Source organism: Cryobacterium lactosi (assembly GCF_004403945.1).
Taxonomy (GTDB): Bacteria; Actinomycetota; Actinomycetes; order Actinomycetales; family Microbacteriaceae; genus Cryobacterium; species Cryobacterium lactosi.
Window position 1 is genome coordinate 443,123 of record NZ_SOHM01000031.1, and the last position, 13,552, is coordinate 456,674.

The window sequence follows — 13,552 nt, forward strand, 5'->3', positions numbered from 1 at the left end:
CGGCTCCGAAGTACCAACGGGTCATTCAAACACGACAGTCGGCGTATCCGCCGCGAGGGAGGCACTGTGGGCACTCACACGACGCTGGACGAGATTCGGCAGGCCGGCAGCATTCTGGCCGGCATCCGCTCGGCAGACGACCTGACCATCGCCGCCAGCCGGGACGGCGGCAACCGTGCCGTGCGGCTGCTCACCCAGGCGGCGCTCGACCCCACCGACCAGCTCACCGCTATTGCCGCCGTGCACGCGCTGGCCCAGGTCTTCGACGAGTCGGCCGATGACGTCCTGGTCGCGCTGCTCGAAAACGACGCGGCGTTCCTGCGCGAACACGCCGCCTGGGCGTTCGGCACCAGGCTCCCGCGTTTCGACGCCGTCGCCGGCCTGCTGCGCATGGTCGTCGCCGGGGGGTTCTCGGGCATGATCGCCCAACGCACCCTCGAACAGTGGGCTTCGTCGGCGCCCGAGCATGTGGCGTTGGCCACCGAGGGCGCCATGCTCGGCGTTGCCGACCCCGCCGCCCGCGCCAGACTCGTCGAAACCCTTGGCCTGATCTCCGGCCGCATCCCCGACCGGATGCTGCGACGCATCGCCGCGGATACCGCCGAAGCCCTCGACCCGCGCGCCGCAGCCGTGGCCGCCCTCGGCGACCGACCGGCCACCGAGGCCGCCATCGGCCTGGTGACCGGCCTGGCCCGCGGCGACGACGACCTGGCCGACGTGGCCAGGCTGGCGCTGCTCGACCTCACGGTTCCCAGCTACCCGCGTGCGCCGTGGAGCCAGGGCCAGACCGTGGCCCAGCTGTTCCTGCACGCCGACATCGACCGTGAACTCAGCCAGGTGGGGGCCGGCGACAACGGCGGCATCGCCACCCTGCTCGTGCGACTGGGCGACGCCCTCGTCGCCGGCGACGACAGCGCGGCGGATGCGTTCTCGCCGGCCGTCGACCGGGTGCTCACCCTGTCGCGCGGCGGCCCAGACGCCGCCCTGACCTGCCTGCCGGAGGTCAGCTCCACCCTCTCCGGTCACGCCTTCGCGACGGTGCCGTTCCTGGGTGCCCCGGTCTCCTCCGCCGAATCCTGGCCCCGCCGGGTGGCCGTGCAGCGCGGCATCCGCCGGGTTCTGCGCGCCGCAGGCACCGTGGACGTGCTGCACCTGCGGATGGCCGATGTCGGCACCCTCGCCGCCTCGACCGTCGCCCGCGAGCTGGAGATCCCGATCGTCTTCACCGTCGCCCCCGACCCGCACAGTGTCATCAACGCCATGGACGCCTCCGGGGCCCTCACCCGGGCCAACTTCGGCACCGTCGACGAGGTCGAGCACTTCTGGTTCCGGGCCCGGCTCGTGCAGCGGATCGCGGCCGACGCCGCCCACACGGTTCTCTTCCCCCGCCCCCAACTGGAACGCGACATGCGTGACCTGGTGGGCATCGACATCACGGCGCACCCTGAGCGGCACTCCGTCGTGGCCGAAGGCATCGACTTGACGGTGATCGAACGCTCGGTCGAGACCGCGCTGAAGGCCGACCCGGCCGACTTCGCCGACCTCGACGCCCTGCTGGCGACCCTGCCGGCTTCCCGCCGGCACCTGCCGCTCGCGGTGACAGTGGGCCGGTTGCACAGGGTGAAAGGCATGGCCACCCTGGTGCACGCCTGGGCTGACGACGCCGCCCTGCGGGAGCGCTGCAACCTGCTGATCGTCGGGGGAGACCTGCTCACCCCGTCGGTCGACGAACGCGGTCAGCTCGACCTGATCGGCACGGCGGTCCCGCTGGACACTGCCGCCGAGCACGGCCTGCTGCTGGCCGGACACCGCGCCAACGATGCGGTCGCCCGCTGGCTGGCGGCCGCCAGGCACGGCCGTCCGGGCCTGGCCGCACCACGCGGCGTCTACGTCTGCGCGAGCATGAAGGAAGAGTTCGGCATCGCACTGCTCGAGGCCATGGCGACGGGGCTCACCGTCGTCGCCCCGAACGCCGGCGGACCGGCGACCTATGTCGAGGACGGCACCACCGGGTTCCTGGTGAACACAGCGGATGCCGGCAGCCTCGGCGCCGGTATCGCCGCAGCCCTCGACCTGGCCTCCGGCCCGTTCGGCGACGAGTTCGCCCAGCGCGCCGCCGACATGGTCACCGGCACCTTCGCCATCCAGGCCATGGCGGGCACCCTCGCCGGCGTCTACAAGTCCGTCGCCGAGGCGCAGGAAGCACTCAACTGGGCGTTGAGCGCCTCATGACGCTCCTCATCATCAGCCCGGACTACGCCTCGCACCTGTTTCCACTCGCTACCCTCGGCGCCGCCTGGCGGGCCGAGGGCGAGCGGGTCGTCGTGGCCTCTGGGCCGGCCACAGCCGGCATCGTCGCCGATTTCGGCTTCGAGCGGGTGAACCTGCAGCTCGGCCGCGGATCCAACCCCGGCACCATCCGCGCCGAGGACCAGCCCACCGGGGAGGACGACGCCCTGCGCGGCTTCTTCGACGCCACCAGGGTCGGCCTGGTCGAGACGCTGAGGTTCCAGGCCGAGGCCCGCAGCAGCGACCTGCTGTGGAACCCGGTTGTCGTGGCCCGCGAGGTGCAGCGGATCGTCGCCGAAATCCAACCGGACCAGGTGATCGTCGACCACTTGGCCTTCAGCGCCCGGCTGGCCCTTATCAGCGCCGGAGTCCGACACGCCGACGTGGTGCTCGGGCATCCGTCGGCCCTGCCCGTCGGCGACGAGGTCTACGGCTACCCGGGCGCCTGGCCCGCCGCGTTCACGCCGGACCCGCACGAGCTGGTGCAGCTGCGACTGCTCTGCGAGCGGGTGCGCGACGACTTCACCCTGCAGTGGAACGACGCCCTGCTGCAGCTGGACCCGGCCGCTCCGCCCAGCGGCGACGCGTTCACCGAAACCGGCGACGTGCTGCTGCTCAACTACCCGGCCGAGCTGCACTCGCCGGCCCGCACGGCGCTGCTGCCGGAGCACGCCTTCCTCGGCTCCGCGGTGCGCAGCGAGGCCGACGACCCCCAGGTGACCAGCTGGCTGGCCGCCGCCGACGACCGTCCCATCGTCTACGTGAGCTTCGGCAGCTTCCTGTCGGTGCGCGGCGATGTGCTCGCCCGGGTGGCCGAGGCCCTGCGCGGCCTCGACGTGCGGGTCGCGATAGCGGTTGGGTCCACCGACCCCGCCGAACTCGGACCGATCCCCGGCTCCTGGCTGGTGCGGTCGTTCCTGCCGCAGGTGAGCGTGCTGGCCCGCTCGGCGCTGGCCGTGACCCACGGCGGCAACAACTCCGTCACCGAAGCCATGACGGCCGGCGTCCCGCTGCTGGTGCTGCCGTTCTCGACCGACCAGTTCGCCGGCGCCGCGGCGCTCGACGACGCCGGTTTCGGTATCTCCCTCGACCCCAATACCGCGGGTGCGGATGCGCTGCGGCAGGCCGCGGAGACGCTGCTCGGGTTGACCGGGGAACCGCGTGACCGGCTGCGGGCACTGAGCGCCTCGCTCGCGAACGGCGCGGGGCCCAAGCGTGCGTACGCGGCGCTGCAGGACGTGCAGAACGACGCACGGCCGGCGGCCTGATAGCGGTCGGACAGGGAGGGGCGCTACGCGTCGATCGCGTAGACGAGCGACTCCTGCACCATGCCCAACCAGTTGTAGATGTCGTTCACGACGTGGGATTCCTCGTCGTCGAGGTGTGGCATGCCCTCCGGGTCGATCTGCAGGCGGTCCGCCACAACCAGGCGCAGGTCGGTGAGGGTGCGCAGCCACGACTGAACCTGCTGTTCGTCGAGCACAATCGGCACCGGCAGCGGGTCGTGCACCGGAACATCCAGGCGGCCGGCGCTCTGCTCGTCGTCGCCGAGCGCGCCGAGCACCGAGGCAGCGTTGGCGAGCTTGCCCTCGAGGAGTCCGTCGGCCGTGAAACGGCGAAACTCGGCAGCGGCCTCCGGGTCGTCTGGGTAGGCGTCGGGCAGCAGCCGTCGGACCGCGGGTTGGGCGAGCATGACCGCGTCGTCGGCGTCAATGGACCCGAGCAACTGCAACAGCTGCGAGGTGACCTGGCGCAGCAGGTCGACCTCGATGGGTTCGAACATCGCCGAGACCGTGCCGGAGTCTTCGCGGCGGAAATCCATCATTCTTCTGCGCTCATTCTTCGGTACTCATTCTTCGGCCCGGTCCAGGGTCGCCCAGAGGCCATAGCCGTGCATCGCCTCGACGTGCCGTTCCATCGATTCCCGGTCACCCGTGGCCACGATCGCGCGCCCGTTGTTGTGCACCTGCAGCATGAGACGCTCGGCTTCGGCAGCGGGCACGCCGAAGTAGCTGCGGAACACGTAGGCGACATAGGACATCAGGTTCACCGGGTCGTCCCAGACCACGGTCACCCAGGGGCGATCGAGGGAGATCGCCTCTCGGACACGGGTGGATTCATCAATCTGGGGCACCGGTTAAGCCTCACACGCCCGCGCTGATCCTGCCACCACCGCATGGCAGGATGGGGAGATCGTGAGACCTGTACTGAGCCGTATTCAATGAGCCGCCGCCCGCCGTATCGTTCCCGGTCCACCCGCACCCGGCGTCCAGTGCTCCTGATCATCGTGATCCTGGCCGGAGCGCTGGTCGCCGGCGTCGGCTACTTCTCGCCCGGCTCAATAGATGTTCCATCAGGTGCCCCATCCGGTGACCCGGCCGGTGACCCGGCCGCCGTGCCGGCAACCGTACTCACCAGCGCCGAGGCGCTCGCGCTGGTCGCCGCGCTGCCGGATGCCGTCTACACCGACAACGGCAGCTACGCGGGCAACCGCCAGGAGCTGTTCGGCGATGCCTGGGCCTTCGACTTCGACCAGAACGGCTGCGACACCCGCAACGACATCCTCACCCGCGACCTCACCGGCACCGACATCGACCCGGCGACCTGCCGGGTCTATACGGGCATCCTCACCGACCCGTACACGGGCGAGACCATCGACTTCGTGCGTGGCCAGGACACCTCGGCCGACGTGCAGATCGACCACCTGCTGCCGCTGAAGGCCGTGTACGCCACCGGGGCAGAGGCCTGGCCGGCCGAGAAGCGCGAGGCCCTGGCCAACGACCCGGTCAACCTGCTGGCGGTGAAGGGCACCGAGAACTCGTCGAAGTCCGACTCGCTGCCCAGCGAATGGCTGCCCGGCTTCTACCCCGATGTCTCCGACCGGCACGACCTGGGCCAGCGGGTGGTCTGGGACGACCTGCCGGCGGACACCGGCCTGCAGTGCTGGTACATCGACAAACTGGTGCCGGTCTTCGTGGCCTACGACCTCGGCGTCACCCCGGAGGACCGCGCCGCGATGACGGCCGTGCTGGAGTCCTGCCTGGACTGATCTGCGTGACGACTCAGGCCAGGAGCGGGGCGAGGGTGAGGGCGGCCTGCCGGAGGAGGACCAGGTGCTCGCCGGGCTGCTCGATGCGTGCCCGCGGCGCGGCCAGGCAGAGGGCGGCGACGAGAGTGCCGTCCCGGTCCCGGATCGGCACGGCGAGGCAGCCGGAACCGGGGCTCACCGCATCGAACTGGCGGGCGAAACCCAGCTCCTGCACCTCGGTGACTGCGGGGGAGCGCTGCTCGGCCAACAGCAGCCGTCCCATTGCCGATTCGTGCAGCGGCCGGCTGCCCGCGGCGGCGAGTGTCGGCGGAAAATCCGGATCCGGGTCGATCACCGCCAGCCCGTCGCGGTCGTACCGCACCAGGTGCACACCACCGCGGATGCGTTCCCGCAGGTCGGTGACGATGAGCCGCACAGCCTCCGGCGGCCGGGACGGTGCGACCAGCTTGGCCAGCTCGGCGACCTTACGACCGAGCGCGAAACCGCGCAGGTCCGGCATCCGCACCAGGTATTCGTCTTGCACAAGCAGGTTGAGCAGCCGGTAGGTGGTCGCCCGTGGCAGGGCCAGATTGTCGGACACCTGCCGCGCCGTCACGCCGGCGCCGCACCTGGCGACCTCCTCGAGCACGGTGAGGGCGCTGTGGATGGCCTTGGGCTGACGCGCTCTCAGGTCGCCCGCCTCGCCGCTCACGGAGCGGCCCGGTCCTCGGCGAGAGCAGTGCCGAGGACGTCCGCCGATACCGGCACATCGTAGATGCCGACGGTGTCGCGCAGCCATGGCCGGCGGACGCGGCGGATCACGGCGAACACCGTGCCCAGGAGCATCACTGCCAGGAACACCCACACTCCGGCGAACCGCGCCGAGCCGCTTTCCACGGCCATGTACACCACCAGCACAGCGCTCAGCAGTACGGCGGCGACGCCGGCCCGCACCAACGGCCAGGGGGTGAGCTCGCCGATCCGCCAGAGGAACACCGGCGCCGCGACACAGGCGAGGACGTAGGCGGCGATGTAACCGCCGGCCGCGCCGACGATGAAGATCTCCATGGCCCGCCAGACGCTGCCGGTGACCAGGATGGTGCCGATCAGGCCGGCCGTGAGCACCGGAACCGTCACCACGATGGCGACGAACGGGGTGCGGTGCCGCCGGTGGCTCTGCCCGAACGCACTGGGCAGCAACCCCTCCCGGCCCATCGAGAACAGAACTCGAACGAGCGCCGTGATCGACGCGATCGCGCAGGCCAGGAACGACGCGGCGATGCTCACATCCAGCAGCAACCCGAGCGCATCGATGCCGTACGCGGCGGCGAGATCGTTGACCGGCGATGCGCTGGCCGTGATGCTGCCGCCCACCGAGGCGAACCCGACGAGCTGGCTGAGCGCGGCCAGCAGGTACAGGACGCCTGAGCCGATCACGGTCCAGGTCACCGCCCGGGGGATCGTGGCGTACGGGCGCCGGGCCTCGACGCCCAGCGTGGCGGAACTCTCGAAGCCGACGAACGCGGTGAGCGCCAGGGCGGCACCGACGGCGAAATCGGATGGCCGTACGCCCGACATGTCCAGAACCGACCAGTCCAGTGCCGGGCCCTGCACCACCAGCAGCGCCACGACGAGCGCGAGGATGATCACCACCGACACACACTCCACCAGCACCGTGGCCCTGGTCGACACCCGGATGCCCCTGGCCAGCAGGACCAGGCAGGCGGCGGCCATGGCCAGGATCAGGAACACCGGCACCGACAGGCTCCCGGTGAGGGCGGGCCAGAGGCGCGCCGCGAGGATTGCGAGGTAGTAGCCCGCGCCGCCGAGGGCGAACATCGCCACGAAGCCGTAGCCGATCAGCAGCGCCGTTCCGGTCACGAACGAGGCCGTGGTGCCCAGGCCGTGGGCCACGAAGGTGTACAGCGACCCGGTCGCGGCGATCCGGCGGGTGAACTGGTTGACGGTGGTGGCCACGAGCAGGGCCAGGAGCATCGCCGCGCCGAGGGCCCAGACGGTGGCGCCGCCCGCGACGGTGGCCACGAGCAGCGGCATGGTCGTCGCAGCGGCCGACGGCGCGACCGCGGACACCGACTGCGACAGCACGTCGATGAAACCGACGCTGCGCCGGTCCAATCCGTCGACCGGGGACCGGGACTGGATCCCGGCCACCGGCTGCGGGTTCTCGATCGCCCGCTCCAGGGCCGACTTGTGCATGGCGGCCATGCCTCACCGTCGCTTTCTTCTCTGAGAGCCCACGGTAGTCAGCCGCGATTGCCGCGCGGCGACGCGGGTGTTTCGGGGGTGTGTCAGCCAAATGAGACAGCCGGCCCGGGCGGTCTCATTCGCACCCTCTCTGGCTTTTACCTCCGGGTGACGAGGCGGCAACAGGCCGTCGGCAGGCTGGGGACACCCGCATCCGTCCCGTTTGGAGCCGACATGACCGCCACCCAAGAAACCACCGCCGGAACCATTCCGCCGCGAGCTCTCACCGGCTCGCTGGGCGTGACCGCCATCGTGCTGATGGTCGTCGCCGCCGCGGCACCGCTGACCGTGATCGGGGGAGCGGCGCCGCTGGGCATCCTGCTCGGCAACGGCGTCGGGTTCCCGGCGATGTTCGCGATCGCCGCAATCGTGCTGCTGTTCTTCGCCGTGGGCCTGGCCGCGATGACCCGGCACGTGCCCAATCCCGGCGCCTTCTTCACCTTCGTCAACTACGGCCTGGGCAAACCCGCCGGCCTCGCCACGGCGTTCCTGGCCCTTTTGACCTACACGACCATCCAGGTGTCTGTGCACGGATACGTCGGCTACATCCTCTCGGTCACCGTCACCGGGCTCGGCGGGCCTGACCTGCCCTGGTATCTGTACTCCCTGGCCGTCGTGGCCCTCGTGGGTGTGCTCGGCTACCGCCACATCGACCTGAGCTCCAAGGTGCTCGGCGTGCTGCTGATCGGCGAGGTCGGCATCGTGCTGGTGCTCGTGGCCGCCGTGGTGATCGCCGGCGGCGCCGACGGCCTCTCACTGGCCCCGTTCGAACCGAACAACGTGCTCAGCGGCTCGCCGTCGGTGGGCCTGATGTTCGCCATCGCCGCCTTCATCGGCTTCGAGTCCACCGCGATCTTCCGCGACGAGGCCAAGGACCCGGCCCGCACCATCCCGCGGGCCACCTACGTGGCCGTGATCGGCATCGGCGTCTTCTACACGCTCGCCTCCTGGGCCCTCGTGATGGCCTGGGGCCCCGACGGAGTGGTGGCCCAGGCCGCTGAAGACCCGGGCGCGATGATCCTGATCACCACCCTGGCCTACCTCGGATCGGTCGGCGAGCTCGTCATGAACGTGCTTCTGATCACCAGCATGCTCGCCTGCGTGCTCTCCTTCCACAACGTGATCACCCGGTACCAGCACTCCATGTCCACCGCCAAGGTGCTGCCGGACGTGCTCTCCTCCGTGCACCCCAAGCACTTCGCCCCGCACGTGTCCTCGGTGGTGCAGACCGTCACCGCCGGCCTGCTGGTGCTGCTCTTCGCCCTGCTCGGCCTCGACCCGATCCTGCAGGTGTTCACCTGGTTCTCCGGCGTCGCCACCCTCTCGGTGGCGCTGCTGATGGCCGTGACCAGCATCGCCGTGGTGGTGTACTTCGCCCGCACCAGGCAGGACCGCCGGCTGTGGAACACCGTCATCGCGCCGACCCTCGGCTTCATCGGCCTGCTGGTGTCAGCCATCATGATCGGCCTGAACTTCCCGTTCCTGATCGGCGACGTCAACGCCGCCGGCGAACCCAGCTTCGGGGCGCTCACCGCAGTGCTCCTGGGCCTGATCGTGCTCTTCCCGCTGGCCGGACTGCTGCAGGCGTTCTGGCTGAAGCGCAACCGGCCCGCCGTCTACGACCAGATCACGGATGCCATCGGCGCCTGAGCGTCCACTCTCACCTCGACCACACCCACCTGACAGGACACCCGCAGATGACCCTCACCGACGTTTCAGTCTCCACCTTGGCCGCGCCGCATCCGCTCGGCAGCCTCAGCACAGCCGAATTCACCGCCATCCGCGACATCGTCATCAACGCGGACGGTTTCACCGACACGACCAGGTTCGCCTATGTGGGCCTGGCCGAACCGCACAAGCGGGAGGTGCTCGCCTGGCAGGCCGGCACCGGGCCGCTGCCCGACCGCAAGGCCCGGGTGATGCTGCTGGACATGGCGACCGGACGCTCCACCGACAACATCGTGTCGCTGGGCGGCGGCGCGGTCGGCGGCGGCGTGATCGAGAGCACCCACGTGCTGGACGGCTCGGCCGGGCAGTTGCCCATTCTCGACACCGAGTTCGAGGCCATCGCCGGCATCGTCAACGCCGACCCGCGCTGGGTGGCCGCACTGGCCGAGCGGGGCACGACCATCGACGAGGTCGTCGTCGTGCCGCTCTCGGCCGGCTACTACGACCTGCCGGAGGAGATCGGCCGCCGCATCGTGCGGGTGCTGGCGTTCCGGCAGGACTACCCGACAGACCACCCGTGGGCGCACCCCGTCGATGGCCTCTGCGCCTACGTGGACACCGCGGCGGGCACCATCACCCGGCTGATTGACGCGGCCACCGTGGCCATTCCGGCCGAGGGCGGCAACTTCAACGACCCGGCCGTGCAGGGCGAACCGCTCACCACGCTCAAGCCCATCGTGATCAGCCAGCCGGAGGGGCCGAGCTTCGCCGTGGACGGCGAATGGGTCACCTGGGCGAACTGGAAATTCCAGGTGGGCTTCGACACCCGCGAGGGACTGGTGCTGCGCCAACTCTCGTTCACGGACGCCGGCGAGGAACGCCCGATCATCTACCGGGCGTCGATCAACGAGATGCTGGTGCCCTACGGCGACCCGTCGCCGGTGCGGTTCTGGCAGAACTACTTCGACACCGGCGAGTACCTCTTCGGCCGGTACACCAATTCGCTCGCGCTCGGCTGCGACTGTGTGGGCGAGATCAGATACTTCGACGCCGTGCTGGCCGACGAACTCGGCAACCCGTTCACCATTCCCAACGGCATCTGCATGCACGAGGAGGACGTGGGAACGCTGTGGAAGCACAGCGACCTCTTCACCGGCGCCCACGAGGTGCGCCGGCAGCGCCGCCTGGTGATCAGCTTCTTCACCACCGTGGGCAACTACGACTACGGCTTCTACTGGTACCTGTCGCTTGACGGCACCATCGAGTGCGAGGCCAAGCTCACCGGGGTGCTGTTCACGTCGGCGTACCCCGGCATTGCCGCCCCTGGCGCCACGCACGATGCGGGAGCAGACTACCCGTATGCCAGCGAGGTCGCCCCGGGGCTCGGTGCCCCGTACCACCAGCACCTCTTCAGCGCGCGGCTGGACATGACGGTCGACGGCACGGCGAACGCCGTCGACGAGATCGAGGCCGTGCGGCTGCCGATGGGCCCTGGCAACGAACACGGCAACGCCTTCACCATGAAGAGCACCAGGCTGGCCAGCGAGGCCGCCTCGGGGCGGCTCGCCGACGCATCCGTCGCCCGGTCATGGCACATCGTGAACACCGAGAAGACCAACCGGATGGGCCGGCCCACCGGGTACGCCCTGCTGCCCGAGGCCAACCCCACGCTGATGGCCGACCCGCAGTCGTCGATCGCCAAGCGGGCCGAGTTCGCCACCAAGCACCTCTTCGTGACGCAGTACGATCCGTCGGAGAAATACGCCGCCGGCGACTTCGTACACCAGAACCCGGGCGGCGACGGCATCACCAAATACATCGCGGATGACGCCTCCATCGATGGCGAGGACATCGTGCTCTGGCACACCTTCGGTCCGACCCACTTCCCGCGGGTGGAGGACTGGCCGGTGATGCCGGTGGACTACGCCAAGTTCACCCTCAAGCCGTACGGCTTCTTCGGCGCGAACCCCACCCTGAACGTGCCGGCGAGCGAACCCGTGGCGCACTGCTCACACGGCGGTGAGCCGGAGGTGCACGCGGCGCATGCGTCGCCTGCTGCGGCTTCGGCGGCTTCGGCTGCCGGCGGCTCTGCGTGCGCGGGCCACGCGGACCACGCGTAGCCAACACCGGACGGAGGCGAGCCCGGATGATTCCCACCCTGCACCTGATCATGATCGTCGCGGCGGCGTCGAGCCTGTGCTGTGTGCTCGGCAGCCGGCGCACCCGGTCGGTCACGGCCGTGGGCGGCACGGTGCTCATGGCCGCGGCCATGGCCGACCTGGCCCTCGGGCTGGTCGGCCTCGCTCCGCTGGCCTGGACCGTGATCCTGTTGGCCTGGGCAATGGTGTCCGCCGGTGCCGCCAGGTGGCGGCACGGCCTGCCGACGGCGGTGCACACCCTGTCGGCGCACGCTGCATCCCCCGCCGCGGCGGTGGGCCGTCGGCACCTGCACCTGCTGCACCAGCTCGGGCTGGTGGTGGTAGCCGGGCAGATCGCCCTGGGCGGTGCAATGACCGGCGGGGCCATGACCGGGGGCGCGGGCGCGGGCGACATGACGCATCCGCACTCGGTGTCGATCTTCGTCGCCGTGGTCTGTGTCGCCGGGGCCTTCTTCGTGCTCGCCGCCGCCGCCATGGTGCTCGTCGGCCAGCGCAGCACGCCGGAGCGCGGCAACCTGCTGAGCATGTCGGTCATGACGGCCGCGATGGCCGTGATGCCCTTCGGGTGAGCGCAGGCTCCGGCGCCACGCGCACGGTTAGAGGGAAATAGTGAGTTTTCTAGGCCGCAATTGCACTTGGGTTCAAGACAAACTCACTATTTCCTTGTCTGCTCGCGGCCCGACTCCCACCGCACCTCGCCGTCGTGCACGTGGGCGGTGGGGTGCAGGTGCTGGTGACGGGCCACCGTCTGGGATGCGACGTGGTCGGGGTGGATGAACGCTGCGAACCCGGTGATGCCCTGGCCGCGCAGGAACCGCATCATCCTGCGGGTGGCTTCGGATGCGAGACCCTGGCCCTGGTTCGCGCTGCCGATGAGCCAGGCCAGGTCGGCCACCACGCCATCCGGTGCCGGAAGCCCAGCGTTCGGAAGCACAGTGCCCGGAAGCACGGTGCCCGGAAGCACAGTGCCCAAGTGGACCGTGGCCTGCACGAATCCCACGGGCACAGCCGCATCCCGCCGATTCACGATCCAGTTCAACCACCGCTGCGTGCCGTCCTGCGTGCCGCCGACGACCTGGGCCGCGTACCGGTTCCGCAACTGCTCCAGCGTCGGGGGTTCACCCCCGGTGAAGCGGTAGAGCGCGTCGTCGGCCAGCACGCTGACCATCGGAGCGGCATGGTCCACCGAGAGCGGCGTCAGAGTCAGGCGTTCGGACTCCAGCCGAGAGGCGACGGGCCACGGCGTGCGCGCGAGCATAACTCCTGCAATTCTCGGCCGGTTGGTCCCGATTGGCCGGTTGTGGGCCTGTCGGGGGAATCTAGCAGGAGTTACGGACTCTGCCGGGGTTGAGGCGCCGGCGCGGGTCAGGCCTGCGCCACCGGGGCGTGGTGCGGGCGGCCGGCGGCGTGGCCGATCGCGGTGACGGCGAGGGTGATCACCGCGGTGAGGGCGATGCCCCAACCGATGTGCACCATGAGCAGCAGGGCGCCCACACCGGCGCCGGCCAGGATCAGCACGATAGCGGCCAGACGGCGGAACCAGGGCTGGTTCTTGGCGCCGCCGAAGCGGGAGTCCGCGGCGAAGCCGGTGATGGTGGAGGTGACGACGACCGTGGTGACGTCCTTCACCGCGATGTGGCGGGCCACGGCGGCCTGCAGGCCCATCACGGCGGCCAGGAACCCGGTCACGATCAGGTCGAACGGTGCCGGGGGCGTGCCGCCCACTGCGAACAGGAACACCGCCAGAACGGCCATGATCACGCCGACCGCGCCGAACAGCACGGTTGCCTCTGTGGTCCAGCCGAACTTCACGTGGCGCAGCACCCGGCCGCCGACCGCGGCACCGATCATGAAGGTGAACAGGGCGATGAGCGGGCCCACCACGGGCAGGTCATCGGCGCCGGCGATGGCCATGCCCAGGATGACGACGTTGCCGGTCATATTGCCGGTGAACACCTTGTCCAGGCCCAGATACCCCACCGCATCCGCCACCCCGGTGGAGAAGGTGAGAGCGAGCATCAGGCCGAGGTGCAGGTGATCCGGCTTGCTGCGCAGACGGTGGATGACGGGAGTGGAGGGCACGGCGGTCCTATCGGCTCGGGAATTGTCACGGTAGTGGCTGGTCGTGCCTGGCGCAAAACTG

General features: G+C 70.0%; 12 protein-coding genes. 6 read left to right on the forward strand and 6 right to left on the reverse strand.

The window, feature by feature from the left end:
- Positions 1 to 66 precede the first annotated feature (66 nt).
- The gene (locus E3T61_RS15650; protein ID WP_134641738.1) at positions 67 to 2,232 is read left to right on the forward strand and encodes a glycosyltransferase; all 2,166 of its coding nucleotides are present in this window, start codon (positions 67 to 69) and stop codon (positions 2,230 to 2,232) included.
- A complete protein-coding gene (locus E3T61_RS15655; protein ID WP_134641739.1) occupies positions 2,229 to 3,557 on the forward strand; it encodes a nucleotide disphospho-sugar-binding domain-containing protein in 1,329 nt (442 codons plus the stop codon). Before E3T61_RS15650 ends, E3T61_RS15655 begins: the two co-directional genes overlap by 4 nt.
- 23 nt (positions 3,558 to 3,580) lie before the next feature.
- On the opposite strand, the gene E3T61_RS15660 is transcribed toward E3T61_RS15655, so the two are convergent.
- Together E3T61_RS15660 and clpS are read right to left on the reverse strand one after the other, a co-directional pair.
- Complete coding sequence (locus tag E3T61_RS15660) at positions 3,581 to 4,114, reverse strand: DUF2017 domain-containing protein (RefSeq protein ID WP_134641740.1); 534 nt, start codon at positions 4,112 to 4,114, stop codon at positions 3,581 to 3,583.
- Between the two features lie 24 nt (positions 4,115 to 4,138).
- The gene (clpS, locus tag E3T61_RS15665; RefSeq protein ID WP_241992608.1) at positions 4,139 to 4,423 is read right to left on the reverse strand and encodes an ATP-dependent Clp protease adapter ClpS; all 285 of its coding nucleotides are present in this window, start codon (positions 4,421 to 4,423) and stop codon (positions 4,139 to 4,141) included.
- A gap of 87 nt (positions 4,424 to 4,510) precedes the next feature.
- Here clpS and E3T61_RS15670 point away from each other — a divergent pair, with 87 nt between their 5' ends.
- Entirely contained in the window at positions 4,511 to 5,338 is an 828-nt protein-coding gene (locus tag E3T61_RS15670) for an HNH endonuclease family protein (RefSeq protein WP_134641741.1), read from the forward strand.
- Between the two features lie 13 nt (positions 5,339 to 5,351).
- Here the strand turns inward: E3T61_RS15670 and E3T61_RS15675 are convergent, their stop codons facing one another.
- Together E3T61_RS15675 and E3T61_RS15680 are read right to left on the reverse strand one after the other, a co-directional pair.
- The gene (locus E3T61_RS15675; RefSeq protein WP_241992609.1) at positions 5,352 to 6,029 is read right to left on the reverse strand and encodes an IclR family transcriptional regulator; all 678 of its coding nucleotides are present in this window, start codon (positions 6,027 to 6,029) and stop codon (positions 5,352 to 5,354) included.
- Positions 6,026 to 7,543: an APC family permease gene (locus E3T61_RS15680; protein ID WP_241992610.1), complete on the reverse strand. Its 1,518-nt coding sequence runs from the start codon at positions 7,541 to 7,543 to the stop codon at positions 6,026 to 6,028. The genes E3T61_RS15675 and E3T61_RS15680 overlap by 4 nt, the downstream gene beginning before the upstream one ends.
- A gap of 213 nt (positions 7,544 to 7,756) precedes the next feature.
- Between E3T61_RS15680 and E3T61_RS15685 the strand changes: the two genes are divergently transcribed.
- Genes E3T61_RS15685 through E3T61_RS15695 form a run of 3 tightly spaced genes read left to right on the forward strand, consistent with a single transcriptional unit; the run spans position 7,757 to position 11,978 of the window.
- Entirely contained in the window at positions 7,757 to 9,232 is a 1,476-nt protein-coding gene (locus E3T61_RS15685; RefSeq protein ID WP_134641743.1) for an APC family permease, read from the forward strand.
- Between the two features lie 47 nt (positions 9,233 to 9,279).
- Entirely contained in the window at positions 9,280 to 11,370 is a 2,091-nt protein-coding gene (locus tag E3T61_RS15690) for a primary-amine oxidase (RefSeq protein ID WP_134641744.1), read from the forward strand.
- A 26-nt stretch (positions 11,371 to 11,396) separates the two neighbouring features.
- Positions 11,397 to 11,978 carry a hypothetical protein gene (locus tag E3T61_RS15695; RefSeq protein ID WP_134641745.1) on the forward strand — a complete coding sequence of 194 codons (582 nt, stop codon included), beginning with the start codon at positions 11,397 to 11,399 and terminating at the stop codon, positions 11,976 to 11,978.
- A gap of 86 nt (positions 11,979 to 12,064) precedes the next feature.
- Here E3T61_RS15695 and E3T61_RS15700 read toward each other — a convergent pair whose 3' ends face one another.
- Positions 12,065 to 12,667: a GNAT family N-acetyltransferase gene (locus tag E3T61_RS15700; protein ID WP_134641746.1), complete on the reverse strand. Its 603-nt coding sequence runs from the start codon at positions 12,665 to 12,667 to the stop codon at positions 12,065 to 12,067.
- Between the two features lie 107 nt (positions 12,668 to 12,774).
- Positions 12,775 to 13,491 (reverse strand): YoaK family protein, encoded by a 717-nt coding sequence (locus tag E3T61_RS15705; protein ID WP_241992611.1) that lies wholly within the window; start codon positions 13,489 to 13,491, stop codon positions 12,775 to 12,777.
- Between the last annotated feature and the right edge of the window lie 61 nt (positions 13,492 to 13,552).